The sequence below is a fragment of the Paenibacillus sp. FSL R5-0378 genome (genome assembly GCF_038009285.1).
In the GTDB taxonomy this organism is placed as follows: domain Bacteria; phylum Bacillota; class Bacilli; order Paenibacillales; family Paenibacillaceae; genus Paenibacillus_AQ; species Paenibacillus_AQ favisporus.
The window spans coordinates 1,141,940-1,165,411 of sequence record NZ_JBBPAY010000001.1; the positions used below are offsets into that span (position 1 = coordinate 1,141,940).

The following is a 23,472-nucleotide window of genomic DNA, read 5'->3' on the forward strand; positions in this document are numbered from 1 at the left end:
TTTTCATTCGGGTAATAACGGGTGTAAATACTCGGACACCGTCCGTAACCGACCAGGAGGGGATGCATTGATGGACCGTAAGAATGAACAGCAGCCGCAGAAGGATGTAAAGGACAGTCAGCTGGAGGAATTCCGCGTCAGCGATGCGGGGAAACCCATGACTACGAACCAGGGCGTTCGGGTTTCTGAGGACGAACATTCGCTCAAAGCAGGCGAACGCGGGCCGACGTTAATGGAGGATTTTCATTTTCGGGAGAAAATGACCCACTTTGACCATGAGCGTATTCCTGAGCGCGTGGTTCATGCCCGGGGCTTTGGTGTACACGGGTATTTTCAGGTGTACAAGCCGATGACGCAGTATACGAAGGCGAAGTTTCTGCAGGACCCGTCGATGAAAACGCCGGTGTTCGTGCGTTTCTCAACCGTGGCTGGTTCGCGGGGTTCGGCTGATACGGTGCGGGACGCCCGGGGTTTTGCCACCAAGTTCTATACAGAGGACGGCAACTTCGACCTCGTGGGCAACAACATTCCGGTTTTCTTCATTCAGGATGCGCTGAAATTTCCTGATTTGGTACATGCGTTCAAGCCTGAGCCCCATAACGAGATTCCGCAGGCGTCGACGGCCCATGATACGCATTGGGATTTTGTCGCCAATAACACGGAATCGGCCCACATGGTCATGTGGACGATGTCGGACCGGGCGATTCCGCGCAGCTACCGGATGATGGAGGGGTTCGGCGTACATACCTTCCGGCTCGTCAATGACAAGGGCGAAGCGCATTTCGTCAAATTCCACTGGAAGCCGCTGCTGGGCGTGCATTCCCTAGTCTGGGACGAAGCGCAGAAAATCGCCGGCAAGGATCCCGACTTTCACCGCCGCGACCTGTGGGAAGCGATTGAAATGGGCGACTACCCCGAATATGAGTTTGGCGTGCAAATGATCCGGGAGGATGAGGAGTTCAACTTCGACTTTGATATTCTCGACCCGACCAAAATATGGCCGGAGGAGCTCATTCCCGTTCAGCGCATCGGAAAAATGACACTGAACCGCAATGTGGACAATGTGTTCGCTGAAACGGAGCAGGCGGCCTTCCACGTGGGCAACGTCGTGCCGGGGATCGATTTTTCCAACGATCCGCTGCTGCAGGGACGCTTGTTCTCTTATACCGATACGCAGCTGATCCGTCTGGGCGGACCGAACTTCCATGAGATTCCGATCAATCGGCCGGTGGCGGAGATCCATAACAACCAGCGCGACGGATACCACCGCATGACGATCAACCGGGGCCAAACGAGCTATCATAAAAACTCCCTTGGAAACAACGATCCCCGTCCGGTTTCGGAGCAGGAGGGCGGATACACCCACTATCAGGAAAAAGTGGAGGGGCGCAAGGTCCGGGCGCGCAGCGACAGCTTCAAGGACCACTATACCCAGGCCAAGCTGTTCTGGAACAGCATGTCCGACGTGGAGAAGCAGCATATTATTAAAGCTTTCCGCTTTGAAGTAGGCAAGGTGAAAAGTAAAAGCGTGCAGCAGCAGGTTGTCGATATGTTCGGCAACGTTGATCTGATGCTGGCTGAGCAAATCGCCCTCGGCGTTGGTGTCAACCCGCCGAAGGCTGGAGAAGAAGCCTCCGGAGCGACCGTGGCAGGAGGTGCCGAAACCCAGGCTTCCCCGGCGCTGAGCCAGCTTCATACTGCCATGTCCCCGGCTACCCGTAAGGTGGCGGTACTGGCCGCTGACGGATTCGACGCGGGCGAAATGAAGGCTGTCCTCGCGGCCTTCGCTGAAGCAGGTGTCGTGCCGGAAGTCGTCAGCGAGAATCTGGGTATGATCGCAGGAACCGACGGCAGCCAGCTGGAGGCCATGCATACCTTCCTGACGGCTGACTCTGTGCTGTTTGACGCCGTCTATGTGGCCGGCGGGGAGCAGAGTATCGCCAAGCTGCAGGGTATCAAAGAGGCGGTCAATTTCGTGACGGAAGCCTACAACCACTTCAAAACGGTAGGCGCCTCCGAGCTGGCGGCCGGACTGCTGTCCGGCTCAGGCATTCATTTGGCCGACGCCTCGGCATCTTCCGGCCATCTGACGTCACCGGGTGAGGATACCGGACTGGTGATCCGCAAGGAGACGGAAGACGGCAGCATTTTTGCCCGGCAGCTGGTCGACGCCATCGCCTTGCACCGCCATTGGGGCCGGGAAATGCAGATGATTTCTCCAGCGAAGTGAACGTGTAAATCGATTGAGAATAAATAAAGCAAGATGGTCCGGCTCCGCTCGTTGCGGGGCCGGTTTTTTTATGCATTTTTTTATGCATTCAGCGTTGTTCCGATACCGGGGCGCCGAATCTGGCCGTTCGTGCTGCGGTTCGTTCCGTCCCGTTTGCCGCTCTCTCTTTGCCGTTCCTGCTTTACCGCTCCCGCTTTACCGCTCCCGCCTTATCTCTCTCTTTGCCTCTCTTCCCATAGAAACCCGGCTCATTGGACGTGTTTGGATGGGATGAGTGCTTTATGGTAGGATAAGGAAGAATGTCAGGACCAACATCAATGGGTTTTCGCTGCTGAAAGGGTGCATAACATGAAGGAAAAGCTGGAGCGGTACAAATTTTTCCGTATCCTGGCTTCAATATATGAAATCAAAGCGATTCGTCTGCTCATTCCGCTTGCGGTGATCGCGCTCGTCTATTGGGAGGGGCAGCGGGAGCTGCGGCAGATTCACCTGGCGCGTACGTTCCATGAGCTGCGTCTGCTGCCGGTGGGCACCGTTGTGGGGATCTGTCTCTTTTCCCTGTTTTCCGTCGGGGTGATGAGCTTGTACGATTACATGATCCGCATGCATTTTAAACTGAAAGTTGGCTGGTGGAACACGTTCCGCTATGCCTGGATCGCCAACACGTTCAACAACATTATCGGTTTTGCCGGACTGACCGGCGCCGGTCTCCGTACCTTGCTATATAAAAGGAGCGGCATTGCGCCCTCGCTGATGGCGTCTGCGGTCGTATTTTTGTCCCCGGTCATCATCACGGGACTATCCATCATGTCCTGGGGTGTTCTAACGGGGGTGTTCCCGGCAACCACAATGATTCGGGAGCACCGCTGGCTGATATTCGCGGTATGGGGGATGGCCCTGTACCTGCCTTTATTTATTCTGATGCAGCGCTCATCGCTATTCGCGCGGTGGTTCAACAAAGGGGAGGGCCGAACGCCGTGGAGCACGGTGGCCGTCTCTCTGTGCGCATCGCTACTGGAGTGGGTCTGCGCTGGCGTGACGTTTTGGCTGATTGCCGCCAGCGTCCTGCATGACGTGACCTTCCAGGGCGTCATGGGCATGTATACCGTATCCGCCATTGCTGGTATCCTCAGTATGGCGCCGGGAGGTATCGGCGCGTTCGACCTGACCGTCCTTCTCGGCATTGAGCATATGGGATTTCCCGCCGAAAGGGCGATGGCCGTCCTGGTGCTGTTCCGGCTGTTCTACTACGTTATACCCTGGCTGATCGGGCTGATCATGGCGGCCTTCGAATTCGGCAGTCCAGCGAAACGCAACTTGGAGAAGGTCGAGACCGCGATCGAGATTCCGCTGAACGCCTGGCAGCGGCTGTGGCGCTGGCCGGGACAGATGCGCTTTCTCAGCGATCTGGGTGTGTGGGCGCTTGGCAAGCTCGTGCTGGTCAGCGGTCTTCTTCTGCTGCTGTCGGCGGCTACGCCGGGACTGCTGTATCGTCTGCGGTTGTCGGAGGAACTGCTGTCCATGCCGATCATGCGCATCTCCCACCTGCTGTCGGTCATGATCGGCTTTATGCTGATTATCCTCTCCCGGGGCATTTCGCTCCGTATCCGCGGGGCGTATTTGTGGACGAGCGGGCTGCTGTTCGCCGGGGCGGTCTTCACCTTTACGAAGGCGTTTGATTTTGAAGAGGCGATCTTTCTGCTGATCGTTGCACTGATGCTGTGGATCTCGCGTGCCCGCTTTTATCGCTCGGGCGCCCTGATCGAGTGGAGAAGCGCAGCCGTATGGTACGTGCTCTCGGCGGTCATCGCCTTGGCTTATTACTGGGTCGGCGCTCATGTCCATCATGGATGGCTCCGCCACCTGCCGACAGCGGAGCGGATGCATTGGATGGTCGGCTCCAATCCGTATGCTGCATCCGCCGTGATCGGTCTCGCCGGGGCATGGATCCTGCTGACCATGCTGATCGTGCTGCGTCCCAGCCGCAAGGTCGCGGCCCCGGCGACACCGGCCGATCTGGACAGGCTGCGGCAGTATCTGCAGAGTCATCACGGAAATTTGCTGACCCATATGCTGTTTACGGGGGATAAAAGCTTCTTCTGGTCCGCGGATGGCGAAGTGCTGATCCCTTACGCCCGCTCGCGGGACAAGCTGGTCGTGCTCGGCGATCCGCTCGGTCCGGAGAAGCTGGTGCCGGGTGCGTTGGGCGAGTTTCTGCAAATGGCCGATACCTACGCGATGTCCGTGGTCTTCTATCAGGCGACCCCCGGCTATCTGCCGATGTATCATGAGTTCGGCTACCGGTTTTTCAAGCTTGGGGAAGAAGCCTTGGTGCATCTGAATCAGTTTACGCTGTCGGGCAAGAAAAACACCGACCTGCGCACGGTACGCAATCGCTTTGAGCGGGAGGGTGCGGTGTTTGAAGTGGTTCATCCGCCTTTTGCACCGGAGCTGCTGCGCGAGCTGCGGGCAGTGTCGGACGACTGGATGCACGGCAGACGGGAAAAAGGGTTCTCCCTGGGCTGGTTTGACGAGCGCTATTTGCAGGAGGCGCCGATTGCCGTGCTGCGGGAGACTGGAGGGAGCATCTTTGCCTTTGCGTCCCTTGCCCCTGCTTATGACGGCGGACGGACGATATCGATCGATCTGATGCGCCACCGCAGCCAGGTTCCGAACGGGACGATGGATTATTTGTTCGTCCAGCTCTTGGAGTGGTCCAAGGAACAGGGATACAAGGTCTTTAATCTCGGGAACGCGCCGCTGGCAAGTGTGGGCGAGACCCGGAGCGCTCTGCGTGAGGAGAAGCTGGCCGCGCTGGTGTTCCAGTACGGAGGGCATTGGTACGGATTTAAAGGCCTCCGGAAGTACAAGAGCAAGTTTTCGCCAGGATGGGAGCCACGGTTCCTAGCATATCCTGCTTCCGTGTCCCTGCCGGTGCTGACCGTCGACCTGGTGCGGCTCGTATCGCGCAGGGTATAAGGATGCCAGGCGTGGCGTTGCTCAGGATGGCGGCAAAGATCCAGTATTTTATATTGTGAAGTTTGGAGATCGGCCAGCCAGCGTAGAACATCCTTACCGCCAGGCTGGCCGTAAATTTGGAAATTCAGTCCGAAAACCTGAAGAATGCCGGAGAAGAGAATAGCTGAATGGTTTGCGATTTAGACGAGTTAGACGATTTAGAGCTGGGGTAACGGTTAATTTGATCTTGTCTACGTATTTTGATCTTGTCTACGTATAACGAACAAATTCAGTTTTTGTCTTTTAAATGGTGGACAGAGGTAACATACCTTTGCTCAAACATCCGCTTCTATATATAGGGTGTAGATTGGATAATGAAACTAGATATAGGGAATATTGAGCCCGGCCGCATGCAGGAGGATATATATGTCTTGTCCTTCTTTTGTAGGACAAAATAGGGATGTGTCCATTGTATAAGGACAGATCCCGTTTTCCATACTGTGGGTGGCAAAAGGCAAATGATCATCCTCATCAAAGGGAACCGGGATAAAACTTCAGCCACTCTTCACCAAAGTGATCCTATATGAAAAAACAGCCATGCCCCTAAGGGAGGCTGCGACATTTTAATTTTATTGTTCATATAAAAAGAGGCAGACCGTACCTGGCCCCTTATAGGGCCGCTGGTACAGACTGCCTCTTTTGTTGTTCATGCGAAGCTTGCTTTGCTATCGAAGCATGATGCGGTCAGCTCGCGATATCTTGTTCGTTGGTGTGTGGCTCTGTCCGCTTTGGTCGGGGTGTTCTACATCTTCGTGTTCAAGACGCGAGGGGGTAACATATTTCCTGAAAAGCCCGAGCGGAGGGAGGCAGCTATTTAGGCAGACGGATGCGGATAATGACGCCCTTCGGATGGTTGTGAAGCGCCTGGATGGTGCCGTGATGGCTGTGCACGATCCACTGGGCAATCGAGAGCCCGAGTCCGGAGCCGCCGCTCTCCCTGGTGCGTGCCCGGTCTTCCCGGTAAAACCGGTCGAAGACGCGTTGAAGACCTTCCTCGCTGATGCCGATGCCGGTGTCGCTGACTTCGATAAACACCCGATTTTCCTTGATATAGGTGCTGATGCCGATGCTGTCGTTCTCTTTCGTGTACTTGAGGGCGTTGTCCAATAGAATGACCATCAGCTGGTGAAGCCGGGCGGGATCCGCCTGGATCCGGGCCTTGCTCGTCAGCCGGAACCAGATATGCTTGTCCGAAAGCTCGGCGATTTCGATATACGGGCTGCACATTTCGTGGATCAAATCGTCTATGTCGACCGGCTGCTTCTCCAGCTGGGTTTCGGTGGAATCGGCTCTGGCGAGCGTAAGGAGATCGGTCGTCAGCCGGGACAGCCGGCGCGTTTCCGAGAGGGACAAGGCGATGTTCTCAAACGTGTCTACGATTTTTTTATCCGGCATGGTCTGCAGCAGTTCCAGTTTGTTCTGGATGATGGTGAGCGGGGTCCGCAGTTCATGCGATGCGTTCTCCACAAACTCCACCTGCTTCTCCCAGGAGCGGATGACGGGTTTCATCGTTTTCCGGGATAAAATGATGCTGGCGGTGATCGACAGCAGGATAAACACGGCCGCACAAATGATGATGATGCGCTTGAAGTTGCCCAGCAGATTATGCTCGGTATCGACATCAACCAGCAGCTGGATGTAGCTGCCCTTGAAAAGGGGGTCTGGAACGGTCAGTGTGCGGAAGTGGTACGTGCCGTTCAGGGTCAGGTTGGAAATGACGCCGATCGTGGACGGGTCGAATTTAAGATTTTCCAAACCGTAATTTTCGTAGTTCAGCATGCCGATCTGCTGGATGTTGGAAATTTCTCCATTGGCGTTCCACTGCACGGGAATGATCCGGGGGCTTGGAGGGGGCATGACCCTGCCAAACCGGAACCGCTCCGACGACCCATCCTTGAGCGGACTGCCGCCGAATCTGGCTTCGATGATGCTTTTGTACATGGTCAGATCCCGGTCGGGTTTGGCGAACAGCGTCGTTCGCATTTGGCCGAATACGATCACTCCGAACAGGCCGAAGAGCAGGGTGAATGCGATCAGATTGTACAGAATCAGCCGGAGCTGCTGGTGACGGATCACTTTGTTTTTATTCATGGTCTTCACCGTTCTCTGACAGCATGTACCCCATGCCGCGGATCGTCTTGATGTATTTGTCGTAACCGGCCGCTTTGAACTTTTTGCGCAGGTTGCTGATATAGACCTCGATCACCGTGTTGGTGGTGCTGGAATCCATACCCCAGACCCGGTCGAAAATTTGTTCTTTGGTCACGATAATATTTTTGTTGTTCATCAGGTATTCCAGCAGGTCGATCTGCTTGCCGTTCAGCAGGATCGCTTCCTCGCCAATGCTGACCGTTCGGCTCTTCAGATTCAGCTTCAGTTCCTTGAAGGAGAGGGTGTGCTCCCTGAACCCTCCGACAGAGCGCCGGACGATGGCCTCCAGGCGAAGCAGGAGCTCCTCGCGATGGAACGGCTTGACGAGATAGTCGTCGGCCCCCTTCTTGAAGCCCTGAATCTTGTCGTCGATGCTGTCCTTGGCGGTCAGTATCAGCACCGGCGTGGTGATGCCGTATTCCCGAAGATGGGTCAGCACTTCGTACCCGTTCATACCCGGCATCATAATATCCAGAATGATGACATCGTATATATTTTGCTGGGCGAGATACAGTCCCTCTTCGCCGTCAAAGGCTTGATCGGCCTCAAACAGGTCCCGGGTCGTCTCGCATACCGTATCAGATAAATGCTTGTCGTCCTCAATGACAAGAAGCCGCATGGCATGTTCACCTCAATTGACGTTTGATCCTAATCGAAACCTATTTTGTCAGGAATGTCAAATGGGGAACGGCTTGCGGCTTAACTTGTTCAGAGCTGTAATGCATTCCGCTTCACGGGCTCGTTCAACCAGCGGTCGTCCAAGGAAGGATTAAGTGTGATTTCCGGTCTGCTGCTGAGGTTTCCAGGCACTCATGAGCGGGCCCGCCGCACCGTACAGCGGATCGGTATTTGGAAGGGGCACCCGGGCGATGTCTTCCAGCACTTTTGGGCGCTCCCCGGGCTTGCCGGTGCACAGATTGTAATCCATGCCGTCCGGATAGGCTCCGACGACCCTGAAATCCTTGCTGGCAGAGCATCGCTTGTGCCCCGTTCCGGCCGGAAGGACGGCCACGTCACCGGCGGTCAGCTCGAACTTCTGGCCATGTTCACCGCCGAGCTGAAGCACGGCGGAGCCGCGAATAACCCCCAGCACCTCATGCGCATTGCTGTGATAATGATGGTAATCAAAGACGCCGTTCGTCCAGCTGTTCAGCCAGCCGTTGCGGTTAAAGATAGCTTCCGTTTCCTCCGGTTCATCCTTAAGCGAACCCAAGTATAGGATGACCGGCAGGTTGGGGTTGCCCGGAATAACACCGTCATCCTTAAAAAATATCGTTTTGATCTCCGCACCGTTCATGCCGTCAACCTCCGCTCATCTGCTTTCATTTGGAATGTAAATAAACATATTCGCACTTTATGAAACGCGGTTGTTCTTGGAACGATACCTATGCTATAATCAAGACTGGTAAACGTCAATTTCATATTGTCGGGTAAATGAATGAATATATCCTTGGATAAAAGTCATTTATGGCCTAACTTTTTCTTGCTGTTAAAGGGAAAGTTAGGCCTTTTTGTTTTGCTGAGGACCCGGGAGGTTGTGCCGGGGACAGGGAAACACCCGCTTATTTCGTAATCAGGAGGGATATAAAGACACGCTTTTGCGGGTACACGATATGGCGGCTTGCCGCAATCATGTTTAGCAGCGTACCGCAACGACGCGTCTAATTCAATGGATCAATTACATAACCAACAACCATTTCATCAGCTCTTTGCCAGCTATACCAGCAAGCTATTAAGAGACCACTTTGGCAAAGGACCTGAATCCGTGGTGGTTTCTGTCGGTCACACCTTTATTACGATATATTTGCGCAACTTCCTGACGCCGTCTGAACGCATCCTGCTGGAACAGGAGCAGGAGGACATGATTGTGCAGACCAGAGCCAATCTGATGCAGGCGGTGATTCCCGAAATTATCAGTTATCTTGAAATCATGAACGGATCGAAACCGGAAGAGGTGTATTATGACTGGAATCTCCATAAAAGATCGGGGATGATCGCGGTCGTATCGGCAGAGGCGGGCAAACAGGGCACCGAGGTGAACAGGGAGTACCCTGTGAAATCCGAAGTGGAAGCGGAAATACTCCACATTTGCCAGCAGATTCAAAAATCGCCCGAGCAGATTGATTCCTTTGAGCTCAATTCCAGAACGCTGCTGGTCGTGCGAAGCGGCGTATACCTGGAGCTGGAGAAGGCACTGATCCGGCTGGGCCATGGCCGCTTGCTGAAGTCGGTGAAGAGCGGACTGGAAAAAGAGTGTATTATGCGCAGCAAGCGTCTGAACAGCCTGCTGCATCAGCCGGTATCCGATTGCTTTATAGACTGGAATGATAAGCTGGATAAGAGCATTCTTCTGCTGATCATGAATCCGCCCCGATAAATTTCGCGGGCGGATTTTGAATTTATAGGGGCGCCTATGGCGTCCGGGGCGTGTAGCGGTGTGTCAGCTTGACCGTCATCTCCCGGATTTCCTCCTCGGCCGGCAGGTGCAGGCGGCTCGCCGCCTCGGCTACACCGGCAGCCGTCTGCAGGCTCCGGACCACTTCCTTGACGGAAGCGGCAAACATATCGGCCGCACCCGGACCCATGCCGGTCAGCTCGTCCAGCGAAGCCATGGTACCGGGCTCAACGGACGGGTAATCTCCGTCTTTGGCCCCGGCTGCAGCCAGGTCGTAGAACGACTTGACCAGCTGACCGCGCTCACGCCCGGATCCGCCTGCGATGACAAAGGCCTGGATCACATAGGCATGAGCCTGGCGCCGCTGCGCAATGCCGCAGAACTTGCGTCCGCCGATGCTCAGATCATAGTCACCCGGGCAGTAAGCCCCGGCGATTTCTCCTTTGTCCACCGTTTGGCCGGTGGCGGCCAGCGCCTGCCGGATGAGCGCGTACATCCGCTCGAAGTCCCGGTGGAAGTGGAGATCGCCCGCGCCCCGCTTCGGCAGGATGAGCGACACGTTGACCACGTCCGGATCGAGCGGAACGGCGGCGCCACCCGAGTTGCGGATGGCCGTGCGGTACCCGAGCGATTCCAGCCAAACCCGGGCCTGCTCCGCTCCGGGAAGCCGGCTGTCCCTCAGACCGATAATAAAAGAGCGGGGATGACGCCAAATATGGCATAACGGCGGACCGCCTTCTCCTGTGCGCCGGCACAGCAGCTCGTCCATCGCGAATGGATACAGGGCATCCACATCCTCCAGTTGTGCCGTCCGGTCCAAAATGAGCATCTGCCCCGCTATTTCCGTAATATCTTCAAACATGCGCACCGCTTCCTTTTCCCAGGTGATACCGGGACTACCGGTTACCAACCGTTTATTCCGTTCCTTTTACAATCTCCCTGATCCTGATTATGACATAACCGATCCGGCGTGGCTACTGCATGAGCATAGGCTTCCCGACGGAGCAGGCTGCCCGAAAATGTCAAAAAACAGACAAAGAAGCAGTCTGCGCCAGGCCTGCAGGTACCATATAATGGATACAAACCGGACGGTCGGTTTTAAAACAACAAGGAGCCTTCCGATCATGAAAAAGCGTAAATACGAAGCCGAACAGACCAAACAGACCATTGTCGAGGGAGCTAAGGCGCTGTTTGCCGCCAAAGGGTATGCCGCAACGTCCATGATGGATATTTGCGAGGCCACAGGCTGCAGCAAGGGAAGCATCTACCACCATTTTCAGAGCAAAGAGGATTTGTTTCTCTACTTGGCGGAGCAGGCGTTTACGAACTCCTGGCAGACCTGGCATGAGCAGTCCGGAGGAGATCATTCCGCGACGGAGCAGCTCTACGCTTACGCCGACTATTTTGTCGACACACTTCAGAAGCCGCTCAACAAGGCCGGCGAGGAATTTATGATCCGGGTGGGTGCCGATTCGGAAGCCGGGCGGCGGTTTATGGAGATCATCCAGAACTACATGAAGGGATTTGAGGATCTGGTCCAGGCCGGACTGGACAGCGGGGAATGGAAAGGGGAGAGCGTGCAGGAGCTGTCCTTTATTATTCTCAGCTATTATTCCGGTCTCAGCGACAGCTACCACCTGATGGACAAGGCAGCGATGAAAGAGCTGTTCCGTAAAGCCACCACGTTACTGCTTGATGGGATTCGCAAGTAATCAATCCTAGGGAGAGATGGCTGATGGAAACAAAGCGGTTCGCAGGTACCGACCACACGGGGAACATTAAATTTTCGGTGATTATTCCGGCCAGAAACGAAGAGAACTATATCGGGCGCTGCCTTGATTCTCTGGCTGCCGCAGCGGAGCCTTATCCGGGACAGGTAGAGGTCATCACCGTCTTAAACCGGTGCACCGACCGGACGGAGGAGGTTGCTTCGTCGTACGGGGCTGTCATTTTGAAGAACGACAGCAAAAATCTGTCGCAGATCCGCAACGCCGGGATTCAGGCGGCCAGGGGCGAAATCATCGTGACGATTGACGCCGACAGCTGGGTGACGGACAACATGCTCACCGAGATCGACCGGCTGCTGGCAACCGGACAGTGGATAGGCGGCGGGGTGAGGAGCCAGTTTGAGCGGGTGTCGCTCGGTATCATCGTCTCCGGGATGCTGCTGATCGTGCCCCTTCTGTTCAAATACGGACTGGTCACCGTCGGACTGTTCTGGGGGTACACGAGGGATTTTGAAGCGATCGGCGGCTTTAACGAAAACATGCTGATGGCGGAAGATGCCGACTTTGCCAAGCGGCTCAAGCAATGGGGCAAGCAGCAGGGGAAGAAGTACGGCACCGTCACGAAGGCCAGCATGACGACCTCCTGCCGGAAATTCGATGAGTACGGTGATTGGGCCGTCGTCAAGAACCCGAAAATTATATGGGCGTATCTGAAAGGAACGGACCGCAAGCACGCGGACGAAACGTACTACGAAATCCAGCGGTAACTGTTTTACGGATTATCAGGCGATTTTTATCATAAATATATATTTCTGGGGCATACTAAGCGGACACCGATGAACTGAGGTAAATAACGGGAGGGTTCGCGATGTATTTCGGAAAAAAAGTGGTCGAGGAAATTCCCGAGGCCGATACTTTAATCTGGTCATGCGTAAACGATGGATGCAACGGCTGGATGAGAGACAACTTTGCTTTTGAAACGGAGCCGGTTTGCGTTCAGTGCAACTCTCCAATGGTGAGCAGCATGAAGATGCTGCCGCTGGTCGTCAACGACCATCCGACGAAAATGCTGAAGAAGGGGACGCTCATTTAAGGGCGCGACGTCCGGTCAGCTCAAAGCGATGTATGAAGAGGTCCTGCGAGGGCCTCTTCTTTGCTTTGGATGCAGGTTTAATCTGATTCGACGTTTCTTTTTATATCACCGTTACATTCACTTCTTACTATCTAGGCTGCAGGCCGGCTCCAAACCGATCCAAAAAGAAGCGGGAACGATGAGACAGAGCGATGCGGAAGAGCCATCCCTTTGAGCGAGCTCTTGACCTGCAAGCCGAATCTCAAGCCTTATGAGTCCGTACCGGACCGGATCCCGCGGAGATGGTCTGCATTTCGTCAATTCTACAAGGAGCTGATGGATGTTGAACAGACTCATTGGGGCAGCGATGAAACGAACCGTATTGATTCTGGTTTTGCCGGCCATCATTTTAGTTTGGGGAGAAATGTCTGCGTACCGTATGCAGCGGGAGGATCTCCCACCGGTCAATCATTCTGCACTTTTGATTACGGTCCAAGCCCCGAGTTACCTGGCCGAGGAGATTAAACATAACGTGACAACGCCGATTGAGCAAGCGGTCCGCGCTGTGGAAGATCTGCAGCTGCTGGAGATGAACAGTTTTAATGGCGGACTCCTGATCAGCCTGTATTTTCCCTTGCATGATACTATGGACCGTGCCGAGCGGGACGTAAACGAAGCTTTAAAGGGCGTGGATTTGCCTGCGGGCACGGGTGAGCCGAAGGTCACCCGCATCCGGGCCGACTCTTTTCCGATCATGAAGTTAAAGGTGACAAGCCCTTCAGGAGAGGTGGATGAAGAGACGCTGCGAACGACTGTTCAAGCCCGCATCGCCGATGAATTGCTGCGTACAACGGGGGTAAGCGATGTCCGGGGTACCGGCTCGGGAGAAAATACCTATGTTCTATCGGTTCGGATGGATAAACTGGCCAAGGCTGGATTAACGGTCGATAACGTCAAGCAGTCCTTGGACGGGGTAAACGATCTTTCTGTTCAAGCCCGACTGGCGGACAGCGTTACGTTCATCCCTTTCGAAGCTGCAGGCTGGAGCCCGTACGAGACGGATTGGATGGACGCTGCTATCTGCGGAGACCACGACCAGAGCGTGCCCCTCTCCTCCGTTGCGACCCTTTCCCCATCGCTGGTTGATAGGCAGACGACTGCCAGGACCGGAGGAATTGGGGGTGTCGTTGTGGACATCTTCAAAGAACCTTCAGTCAACCTTGCGGAAGTATCGAAGAGGATCCGCGAACGTCTTTCAGGCATGACCGGTTATCCGCCGGAGGACGTGAAATTAACGGTCTTGTTTGACCAAGGAACGCGCGCCACCTTCACTGAATAGGGTTACATGCTGTGTTGCTGCACCCCTGGTACTTCAAATAATTTCCATAACCATGTATGATTGGGCTAAGTGATTAAAATGTCCAATGAGTTCGAGAGGCATACAGATTCATGGAAAAGAGGGTGCAGCAGCATGAGCAAATTATGGATACGGGCGGCTGCGGTAACCGGTCTGGCCGCCGCCGCATGGAGCTTATCCGTCGCCGCCTATTCCTCCGACTCGCTTCAGGTCAAGCCGGTTCATCCGCGGCTGGTTTTTAACGGGGAAGAGGCGAAGGGCGGAACCGGTCCGATGTTCTCCTACCGGGACTCGACTTACGTCCCCCTGCGCGACGTTTCCACGGCGATGGGAGCCAAAGTTTCTTACGACAAGGAGTTCAACACGGTGCATGTGGATACGCCTGTTCCGGTGAACGGGAAGTCGAAGGTTCATGCCACGAAGACGTTGGGGGATTTCAAGCTGTCGTTGTATGCTGCCGAAACGGAGGTTCCCTACGGCAAGCCGATTCCGGTCTGGGCGCAGCTGGAGTACCTGGGGGACAAGGAGGCAGTTGTTAATCAAGGCTTTAAGCCGTTCTACTTTGAGATTCGCGATGAGGCGGGGGAGGGAGGGGGCGCCCTTATCCCTGGGATCCTGATTCCCACTACCTATTCGCCCGGCGATGTGTTTCTGGATCAGCTGGACTCATTCATCGATATTCCAAGCTATAACTTTACGATCTATCAGAAGGCCCACCCGAATGAGGAATTGCCCGCCGAGATGCTGAAGGACGCCAGGTGGAGCACCCTTCCTCCAGGGAAGTACACGATCACCGCGCGTCCAGACTTTAGCCTGAAGTCCACGGGCGAGCGTTTCGAGGAATCGGCCGAAATTCAAATTACTGTCAAGTAAAGTAACCGAAGCGGACCCCAAAAAACCGGCTCCTATACATTAGGAAGCCGGTTTTTGCCATGGGCATCGATCCCGTAGGGATGAGTGAAAGCTATACTTTAATGCGTCCGAGTGCCTTCTCCGCCGGCACGTAGTCGTAACCGAGGTCGCGGGCCACCGCCTCGTAGGTGATGCTGCCGTTGACCACGTTCGCCCCGCTGCGGATGGCACTGTTCGTTGCCAGCAGATGCTGCAGGTCTTCGCCGGCCAGCTTCAGGGCGAACGGCATGGTGGCGTTCGTCAGCGCCAAGGTGGAGGTCTGCGGCACCGCGCCCGGCATGTTCGCCACCGCATAGTGCACGACGCCGTGCTTCACGTACGTCGGGTTATCGTGTGTCGTGATATGGTCGATCGTTTCGACGATGCCGCCCTGGTCGATCGCCACGTCCACGATGACCGAGCCCGGCTTCATCGATTTGACCATCTCCTCGGTGACGAGGCGCGGCGCTTTGGCGCCCGGAATCAGGACGGCGCAGATCAGGAGGTCCGCCTCCTGAACCGACTTCGCGATGTTCGACGGGCTGGACACCAGCGTTTTGATCTGGCTGCCGAAAATATCGTCCAGCTGGCGCAGCCGTGGAATGCTGAGATCGAGCAGGGTGACGTCGGCGCCGAGACCCACGGCGATTTTCGCCGCGTTCATGCCGACCGTCCCGCCGCCGATGATCGTCACCTTGCCGCGCGACACGCCCGGAACGCCGGAGAGCAGGATGCCTTTGCCGCCATGCGGGCGCTCCAGCAGCTGGGCGCCGATCTGCGCCGCCATGCGTCCGGCCACCTCGCTCATCGGCGTGAGCAGCGGCAGAGTGCCGTTCACGTTTACGGTTTCGTAGGCGATGGCGGTAACGCCGGACTTCACCAGTGCCTCGGCCAGCTTCGGCTCGGCGGCCAGGTGAAGGTATGTGAACAGGATGAGCCCTTTACGGAAATATCCGTATTCGCTGGGAAGCGGCTCTTTCACCTTCATAATCATATCGGCCTGGGACCACACCTCCGATGCTTCCGTCAGAATGGTGGCTCCGGCCTGCTTGTATTCTTCATCGGGAAATCCGCTTTCCGCTCCGGCCTGATGCTCGATATATACCGCATGTCCGTGCTGAATCAGTTCGAGGGCACCTGCCGGCGTGACGGCGACGCGATTTTCGTTGTTTTTTATTTCCTTGGGTACTCCGATTTTCATGACAGATCACCTCACCTCATAATATATTAAAAGTGTACAATCGAATCGGCGCGTATTCATCATACGTCTTGTCAATCCGTTTGCCGCAGCGGCAGGACATAATGTTCGGCTGGTGTTACCATAATTAACATAAGGGATGTGAATGCCGATGAGCAGCGGCTTCAACCTGCATATCCGGGAAGTGCTGGAGCGCCCGGTGTTCAAACGGGCCCGGCTGATTGCCGGAGCGAACGGCCTGGACCGTGAGGTGGGCTGGGTGCATATTCTCGAAATCACGAACGTGGCTCCGTTCGTGACGAAGAACGACCTGATCCTCACCACCGGCCTTTGGCTCCATCATTACGAGCAGGAGCGCCTGTCCTACATGCAGCAGCTCATCCGCCAGCAGGCGGCGGGGCTGTGCGTGGAGCTGGGCACGAGCATCGAGAACATTCCGGAGGAAATTATCGAGCTGGCGGACCAGTGTGATTTTCCGCTGCTCGTGTTCGAGCAGCCTGTCCGCTTCGTTGAAATCACCCAGGATATTCACGGGCTGCTGATCAACCAGCAGCATCAGCTGCTGAAGGATCTGGAGGCCTTTTCCCGCCGGCTGCAGCAGATTACCCTGCAGAGTACGGATGTTCATGCCGTTCTCCATGTATTATATGAATACACGGGTTATCAAATTGTGTATCATTCGTCCGTGGAGGCGAATAAATTTTGTCCGAAGCCGGCAACCTCGGAGGAGGCGGATGAGCTGACTTTCTTCTACCGCAAGCAGGTGGAGGGAAATGAAGCGGCCGCCCAGGAGCCCAGCCGCTTTCCGATGCCGGGAGACCGGCTGCTGCTCTCGCAGCCCGTCATCTGCCTCGGCGAGACCTTGGCGTACGTGGGGATGATCCTCCCGGGCGAGCAGCCGCTGGACCGGATCGTCCTGCTGCTGGACTACACGGCCAAATCGCTGGCCACGCTGCTGCTGCGGATGCTGTTCCTGGAGGAGAAGCATCTGCGGGATCAGAACCAGCTGATCCAGGACATTCTGTCCCACCAGCTGGAGGACGAAGAGGCGGCGCGTTCCCGGATGGGCGTACGTCCGGCCAAGCAGGGGGAGGTCCTCTTCATCGGCGGCATCGTCGAGCTGGAGTATCCGGACAGCGCCCTGCGGCCCGACCGGGACCGGATCGAAGCGGAGGAGCAGGATCTCCTCGTCCGGCTGCGCGCCCTGCTCAAGAAGCACGGTCTGCGCAATTTGCTGATGCAGAAAGGGCACCGCATCTACATTTTGTGCGCGCGGGAGCGTTCCGCTTCAGGGGACAACGCGGCGGCCTTGAAGCAGGCGGTGCGCCGGATCGTGGAGAGCCTGCGCCTGACGGGCGTGGGTCTTACCCAGCCGTTCAGCCTGCACGCAGGCTTTGGCAGCATCCGCCCGCGGATGACCGACATGCACAAAAGCTTCAAGGAAGCGGAGCAAGTGATGGAGGTATCCCGCTCGGTGGAGCTGATGCGCAGCAACTTGTTCTACGAGCGGATCGGCGTCTACCAGCTGCTGAAGGCCATCCCGGACAAGGCGTTCCTCCAATCGTTCGTCGAGGAGCAGCTTGGGGCGCTGATGGCTTACGACAAGGAGCATCACCTGCATTTGGTGCAGACGCTCGACGTCTATTTGCAGTACATGGGCTCGAAGAACGATACGGCCAAGGCGCTGTTTATCCACCGGCAGACCCTGTACAACCGTCTGGACAAACTAAATGAAATTCTCGGGGAGGACTTTTTGGAGCCGGAACGCCGTATATGCCTGGAAATGGCGCTGCTGGCCTGCCCGCTCTTGTCCTGACCCGTATACCTGTTGATTTCTCAACTCAGAAAGGCAGTGCAGATAAAGGATGATGAAGTTATGAACAAAGTCGGACTGGTCATGAGAAAGATCCAATTTACCGAGAGGCAGGGGCCGCGCGTCTTTGCGGACCGCCTGCAGGCCATCGGCCGCGAGCTGGGGGTGGATATCGTCTTTATATCTCCGGAGCGCCATGTGAGCGGGTATGACTGGGTGCCGGGATACGAGCATGAGAAGGGTGACCTGGTAAACTATGACATCGTGCTGGACCAGATTTACGCGAACGGCATCGAGCACGTGATCTATACCGTATCCGGATTTACCTATCTGAAAATGTTTCTTAAACACAGCGTGCTCTTTCCGCACAGCTTTCCCGATCCGGCCCTGACGGGGTACGACATGATGAAGCCTTTTTATCAAATGGTGGACAAGGCGATCGTGCAGACCGAGTTTTTGAAAGGCGAGCTTGCCCGCAATTTCGGGGTAACCGACGTGGATGTGATCCCGATCGGATTCAGCGAGGATTTGGCGGAGCGGCATTTTGACCCGTCGCAGATCGTGAACAACCGCATTCTGTGGATCGGACGGGACGAGGAGAACCGCCGGCCGGATCTCGTGCTGGAGTATGCCCGGCAGAATCCGGACAAAGAGGTGTACATGGTCTTCGGGGGCGAACGATACCGGGAGAGCATGAAGAAATACGACATCCCGCTCAATGTCCGGCTGCAGTTTGCGCTGAGCCAGGATGATATTTTTAAGCTGATGAACACGGCGAAGGTGTACTGGAACTGTTCGAAATTCGATACGTTCGCCATGCCGCTGACCGAAGCGCTCGCCATGGGCAAAATCGTCGTAAAGCCCGAGCACCCATGCTACGGCCATATCAGCGCCCGGCATTCCTTTTCAGGGAACGAAAAAAATTGGTTTGAGCTGGTCAACATGGCTGCGGCATCGCCGTCTTCTTATTCTTGGGACAACCGGAGCTACGCGTTTGAGAGCTTTTCCAGCCGCATCATGAAGGAAGGGTACCGCGAGTTTTTTGACAAGTGGCTTAGGGAATAAAAAGATTTTTGCCGGATATTGGTCGTGACAGATGACCGAAAAAGGAGTAATCTTCACTAGTGTATATGTCTTAAATTACATATCGGTGAACATGTAGCTTTACCTCAAATAAGCGTAAAAAGGTGATGCAGCCATGTCCTTTTTCAACAAGTACGTCAAGAAATACTGGAAACTGTTTTGCGTAGCGGTATTGTTTCTGGCGGTAGAGTCGCTGTGCGACTTGCTGCAGCCGACGATGATGTCCAAGGTCATCGATGTCGGAGTGGCCCAGAGCCGGATGGATCAAGTCCTCCATTACGGAGGGCTTATGCTCCTGATCACCGCCGTTGGCGCGGTGTCGGCCTCCACCCGGAACATCATTTCAAGCCATGTGTCACAGCGGTTCGGGGCGGAAATGCGGTCCGATTTATTCCGGAAAATCCAGTCCCTGTCGTTCGAAGACATGGATAAGTTCGACCGGGCCTCGCTCATCACACGGCTGACGAATGACGTCACCCAGGTGCAGAACTTCGTGAACGGGATGATGCGGTTTTTCGTAAAGGCACCGCTGCTGTGCGTGGGCAGCCTTATTATGGCCATCCGTTTGGATGTGCATTTGTCGCTCGTGCTGGCGGTGGTGGTGCCGATTGTGGCCGTTCTCATCGTGCTGAACATGAAGATCGGCTTTCCATTCTTTATCCGGGTGCAGCGGGCGCTGGATAAAGTGAACGGCGTCATGCGCGAGTATTTGTCGGGCGTAAGGGTGGTCAAGGCGTTCAACCGCTTTGATTACGAAGTGGAAAAATTTGAAAGCGCCAACACGGAGCTGTCCAGCCGCTCGGTCCTGTCGATGAGGGTCATGTCCGTTTTCGGACCGGGAATTTCGCTCTTCCTCAATTTCGGCATCATCGCCGTCCTCTGGATCGGCGGGATTCGGGTCGACAACGGGCAGATGCAGGTCGGCAGCATCATCGCGTTCATTAACTACATGACGCAAATGCTGTTCTCGCTGATGATGATCAGCAACGTCTTCAACATGTTCGTGCGGGCCAAGGCGTCCGCCGGACGGATTGGCGAAGTGTTTGCCGAAGGAAGCGGGCTGTATCATGGAGGGAAGTCGGCGGCGAAACGCGCTTCTCAGCGCGGACGCATCGACTTCGAGCATGTGAGCTTCTCCTATGCGGGAACCCAGGGCGACCCGGTCATTCGCGACTTTACGCTGACCTGCCTTCCCGGAGAGACGGTGGGGATTATTGGCTCGACCGGTTCGGGAAAAAGTACGCTCGTCAGCCTGATTCCGCGCTTTTACGATGCCGGCGAAGGGCGGGTCAAAGTGGCCGGCACCGACGTGAGGGACATGGACCCGCATGCGCTGCGTGAGATGATCGCCGTCGTTCCGCAGAAGATCATGCTCTTCACCGGCACGGTGGAGGACAATTTGAAATGGGGCAAAGAAGACGCGAGCCAAGATGAAATGGAAGAGGCGTGCCGGATCGCCGAAGCGCATGACTTCATCATGGCTTCGCCTGAAGGATATGCCAGCCGGATCGGCCAAGGCGGCGTCAACTTCTCGGGCGGACAAAAGCAGCGCTTGTCCATTGCCAGGGCGCTGGTGAAGAAGCCGGAAATTTTGATTCTCGACGACTGCACGAGCGCTGTGGACGTCGCGACCGAAGCCAGAATCAAGGAAGCGCTGCGGACGTATGCCAGCGAGCTGACCTGCATCCTGATCGCCCAGCGGATCACGTCGGTCATGGATGCCGACCGGATCGTGGTAATGGACCGCGGGGAGATGGTCGGCACGGGCACGCATGAAGAGCTGATGGAGACGTGCCGGGTCTACCAGGAGATTTACCAATCCCAAATGGGAAAGGAGATGCATCCGCATGCCGCAGAATGAAGCCGCACAGGCACAGCAGACGCCGCCTCCTGGGGCACCGGGTCCTGCGGGACGCCCTGGCGGGATGATGAGGGGACCCGGAAGCGGGGGTATGGGCCGGGGCAAGCCGGTCAAGCCCAAAAACTTCCGGAGAACGATGGGGCGCCTGTGGCGTTATTTCGGACGCGAGCGCAAGCTGCTCAGCCTGATCATGGTGTTTATCATCATCGATGCGGGCGTAACCCTGATCGGACCGTTTCTGATCGGTAAATCGATCGACGCTATGTCCGCGAACCAGGGGCGCGTCGCTTTCGGGCTGCTTCAGTCGTTTATTATCGTGCTGGCAACTGCCTATATCACGGACGTCGTGCTCGTCTTTCTGCAGGGCTGGCTGATGGCCGGCGTGTCGCAGCGAATCGTTGCGGGGCTCCGCCGTTCATTGTTTCAGAAGCTGCAGAAGCTTCCGGTCTCTTATTTCGACGCCCGGTCGCACGGGGAAGTGATGAGCCGGCTGACTAATGATATCGACAATGTGAGCCAGACCGTTTCCCAATCCACCACACAGCTGATGGCCGGCGGTATCGCCATTATTGGCTCGCTGGTGATGATGATCGTGCTCAGCCCGATCCTGACCCTGGCGAGCCTCATAACCGTGCCGATTCTGTATTTGCTGACGCGCACGGTCACCCGCAAAACGTCGGTGCTGTTCAAGGAGCAGCAGGTTCAGCTTGGCATGCTGAACGGACATATCGAAGAGACGATTTCCGGCATGGAAGTCGTCAAGGCGTTTAATCACGAGCATCAAGCGATCAACGAGTTTGAGGCGGTCAACGGCCGCTTGTTTGATGTCGGGCTCAAAGCGCAGATCCGCTCCGGCTTCATGATGCCCCTCATGAACGTCATCAATAACATCGGCTTCGCCGCGGTCGCGCTCGTCGGCGGGATTCTTGCCGTCAAGAGCCTCATTACCGTCGGCGTGATCGCGAGCTTCCTGAGCTACTCCCGCCAGTTTGTCCGCCCGCTGAACGACCTGGCCAACATCTATAATCTGCTCCAGTCCGGCGTGGCGGGTGCAGAGCGGGTGTTCGAGGTGCTGGACGAGCGGGAGGAGCCGGACGATTTGCCGGATGCGGTACAGCTCAATCGCACCAAAGGCCACGTCGTATTCGAGGACGTAAGCTTCGGGTACCGGCCAGAGGTGCCGATCCTGAAAAGGGTCAGCTTCGAATCGAAGCCGGGGACCAGTACGGCCTTGGTGGGGCCGACAGGGGCGGGCAAGACGACGATCGTCAATCTGCTGACACGGTTCTACGACGTGACGGGGGGTTCCATCCGGATCGACGGCGTCGATATCCGACATTACACCCGCGACAGCCTCCGCCGCACATTCGGGATCGTGCTGCAGGACACGTACCTGTTCTCCGGCACGATCAAGGAAAACATCAAGTACGGCAAGCCTGACGCGACGGATGAGGAAATCCGCGAAGCCGCCGTGATGGCGAACGCCGACGTATTCATCCGCCGCCTGCCGGACGGCTATGAGACGGAGCTGTCGGAGAACGGCGGCAATCTCAGCCAGGGTCAGCGCCAGCTGCTGGCCATCACCCGCGTCATTCTGGCAAAGCCATCGATCCTCATCCTCGACGAGGCAACGAGCAGTATCGACACGCGAACCGAGCTGCATATCCAGGATGCGCTGCTCCAAATCATGAAGGATCGTACGACCTTCATTATCGCGCATCGGCTCAATACGATCCGGGACGCCGACAACATCATGGTCATCGATCATGGTGAGATCGTGGAGCAGGGCAGCCACGACGAATTGATCGGGCGCCAGGGCTTCTATGCCCGGATGTTCGAGAGCCAGTTCAAAAACCTGGAGAGCGCAGGAGAATAATGGGTCGGCTTGCGCTCCCGGAGCTTGTTCGCGATTCTATTGAATTTGTCTTAATCAGATCGAACACATTCAGATTGTAGCGTTTAAAGGAGTTTGTTCACTGACAACAAACACATTTCGATGTGTATCTAGGTGTTTGTTCACTGACAGCCAACACATTCAAATCGTATCTTTCACGGTGTTTGTTCCGTGACAACGAACACATTCAGATTGTATCTTTCAAGATGTTTGTTTACTGACAATGAACAAAACCTAAATTTTTATTTTCATAGTGTTTGTTCACTCGTAACGAACAAATTTCGATTTTGTCTTTTGAATGGTGGACACTAACACCATATCTTTATCCTCAGTCACAACCCCATATATTGATTTGAACATAAATAATAACACAAAATATAGGAAAATTTTCTATCCAACCGCCCGTAGAAGAATATAGTGTCGTGTCCTCCTTTTATAAAACAAAACAAGGATATGTCCATTATATGAGGACAGAGGAAGTGCGATTGCTATTTCAAAATCGAGAGTGTCGGGGAGCAGGTAGTAGTTTTGAGACGAGAAAAGGCTGATTGATTTGGGATTTGTGATTGTTAAGAGCAGTTAGTGGGTTTGAGATCAGGAAAAGTGTTGGTGGTTTTGAGATCTGAACAGTACCAGCGAAAAGGCTGATTGATTTGGGATTTGTGATTGTCAGGAGCAGTTAGTGGGTTTGAGATCAGGAAAAGTGTTGGTGGTTTGAGATCTGAACAGTGCCGGAGAAAAGCTAATTGATTTGGGATTTGTGATTGTTGAGAGCAGTTAGT

The 23,472-nt window shown here is 55.4% G+C and carries 17 protein-coding genes; 12 read left to right on the forward strand and 5 right to left on the reverse strand.

Annotation, left to right across the window (positions count from 1 at the left end; all coding sequences use genetic code 11):
- Window positions 1-70: 70 nt before the first annotated feature.
- Complete coding sequence (locus MKY74_RS05085; protein ID WP_076172059.1) at window positions 71-2,230, forward strand: catalase; 2,160 nt, start codon at window positions 71-73, stop codon at window positions 2,228-2,230.
- 348 nt (window positions 2,231-2,578) lie between these two features.
- Complete coding sequence (mprF, locus tag MKY74_RS05090; protein WP_445671797.1) at window positions 2,579-5,209, forward strand: bifunctional lysylphosphatidylglycerol flippase/synthetase MprF; 2,631 nt, start codon at window positions 2,579-2,581, stop codon at window positions 5,207-5,209.
- An 849-nt stretch (window positions 5,210-6,058) separates the two neighbouring features.
- Here mprF and MKY74_RS05095 read toward each other — a convergent pair.
- The 3 genes from MKY74_RS05095 to MKY74_RS05105 all read right to left on the reverse strand — a co-directional run bounded on the left by MKY74_RS05095 (window position 6,059) and on the right by MKY74_RS05105 (window position 8,696).
- Window positions 6,059-7,339, reverse strand: a complete 1,281-nt coding sequence (locus tag MKY74_RS05095; RefSeq protein ID WP_076172053.1) for a sensor histidine kinase — start codon at window positions 7,337-7,339, stop codon at window positions 6,059-6,061.
- Window positions 7,332-8,018, reverse strand: coding sequence for a response regulator transcription factor (locus MKY74_RS05100; RefSeq protein ID WP_076172050.1), 687 nt, complete (start codon window positions 8,016-8,018; stop codon window positions 7,332-7,334). Before MKY74_RS05100 ends, MKY74_RS05095 begins: the two co-directional genes overlap by 8 nt.
- A gap of 150 nt (window positions 8,019-8,168) precedes the next feature.
- A complete protein-coding gene (locus MKY74_RS05105; protein WP_076172047.1) occupies window positions 8,169-8,696 on the reverse strand; it encodes a cupin domain-containing protein in 528 nt (175 codons plus the stop codon).
- A gap of 372 nt (window positions 8,697-9,068) precedes the next feature.
- On the opposite strand from MKY74_RS05105, the gene MKY74_RS05110 reads away from it, so the two are divergent.
- Window positions 9,069-9,776, forward strand: a complete 708-nt coding sequence (locus MKY74_RS05110; protein WP_076172045.1) for a DUF2294 domain-containing protein — start codon at window positions 9,069-9,071, stop codon at window positions 9,774-9,776.
- Between the two features lie 34 nt (window positions 9,777-9,810).
- Here the strand turns inward: MKY74_RS05110 and MKY74_RS05115 are convergent, their stop codons facing one another.
- On the reverse strand, window positions 9,811-10,656 hold the full coding sequence (locus MKY74_RS05115) for a lipoate--protein ligase family protein (RefSeq protein WP_076172042.1): 846 nt from the start codon (window positions 10,654-10,656) through the stop codon (window positions 9,811-9,813).
- A gap of 262 nt (window positions 10,657-10,918) precedes the next feature.
- On the opposite strand from MKY74_RS05115, the gene MKY74_RS05120 reads away from it, so the two are divergent.
- The 5 genes from MKY74_RS05120 to MKY74_RS05140 all read left to right on the forward strand — a co-directional run bounded on the left by MKY74_RS05120 (window position 10,919) and on the right by MKY74_RS05140 (window position 14,823).
- The gene (locus tag MKY74_RS05120; RefSeq protein ID WP_076172040.1) at window positions 10,919-11,506 is read left to right on the forward strand and encodes a TetR/AcrR family transcriptional regulator; all 588 of its coding nucleotides are present in this window, start codon (window positions 10,919-10,921) and stop codon (window positions 11,504-11,506) included.
- A 23-nt stretch (window positions 11,507-11,529) separates the two neighbouring features.
- Window positions 11,530-12,288: a glycosyltransferase gene (locus MKY74_RS05125; RefSeq protein ID WP_076172038.1), complete on the forward strand. Its 759-nt coding sequence runs from the start codon at window positions 11,530-11,532 to the stop codon at window positions 12,286-12,288.
- Window positions 12,289-12,389: 101 nt separating this feature from the next.
- Entirely contained in the window at window positions 12,390-12,614 is a 225-nt protein-coding gene (locus tag MKY74_RS05130) for a cold-shock protein (RefSeq protein ID WP_076172035.1), read from the forward strand.
- A 319-nt stretch (window positions 12,615-12,933) separates the two neighbouring features.
- Window positions 12,934-13,932, forward strand: a complete 999-nt coding sequence (locus MKY74_RS05135; RefSeq protein ID WP_076172033.1) for an efflux RND transporter permease subunit — start codon at window positions 12,934-12,936, stop codon at window positions 13,930-13,932.
- Between the two features lie 132 nt (window positions 13,933-14,064).
- Window positions 14,065-14,823, forward strand: a complete 759-nt coding sequence (locus tag MKY74_RS05140) for a stalk domain-containing protein (protein ID WP_076172030.1) — start codon at window positions 14,065-14,067, stop codon at window positions 14,821-14,823.
- A 91-nt stretch (window positions 14,824-14,914) separates the two neighbouring features.
- Here MKY74_RS05140 and ald read toward each other — a convergent pair whose 3' ends face one another.
- Complete coding sequence (gene ald, locus MKY74_RS05145; protein WP_076172027.1) at window positions 14,915-16,042, reverse strand: alanine dehydrogenase; 1,128 nt, start codon at window positions 16,040-16,042, stop codon at window positions 14,915-14,917.
- Window positions 16,043-16,190: 148 nt separating this feature from the next.
- On the opposite strand from ald, the gene MKY74_RS05150 reads away from it, so the two are divergent.
- The 4 genes from MKY74_RS05150 to MKY74_RS05165 all read left to right on the forward strand — a co-directional run bounded on the left by MKY74_RS05150 (window position 16,191) and on the right by MKY74_RS05165 (window position 22,672).
- Window positions 16,191-17,855 carry a PucR family transcriptional regulator gene (locus MKY74_RS05150; RefSeq protein ID WP_076172024.1) on the forward strand — a complete coding sequence of 555 codons (1,665 nt, stop codon included), beginning with the start codon at window positions 16,191-16,193 and terminating at the stop codon, window positions 17,853-17,855.
- A 60-nt stretch (window positions 17,856-17,915) separates the two neighbouring features.
- Window positions 17,916-18,917, forward strand: a complete 1,002-nt coding sequence (locus MKY74_RS05155) for a glycosyltransferase (RefSeq protein WP_076172021.1) — start codon at window positions 17,916-17,918, stop codon at window positions 18,915-18,917.
- Window positions 18,918-19,050: 133 nt separating this feature from the next.
- The gene (locus MKY74_RS05160; RefSeq protein WP_076172018.1) at window positions 19,051-20,796 is read left to right on the forward strand and encodes an ABC transporter ATP-binding protein; all 1,746 of its coding nucleotides are present in this window, start codon (window positions 19,051-19,053) and stop codon (window positions 20,794-20,796) included.
- The gene (locus MKY74_RS05165; protein ID WP_076172015.1) at window positions 20,783-22,672 is read left to right on the forward strand and encodes an ABC transporter ATP-binding protein; all 1,890 of its coding nucleotides are present in this window, start codon (window positions 20,783-20,785) and stop codon (window positions 22,670-22,672) included. The genes MKY74_RS05160 and MKY74_RS05165 overlap by 14 nt, the downstream gene beginning before the upstream one ends.
- Window positions 22,673-23,472 lie beyond the last annotated feature (800 nt).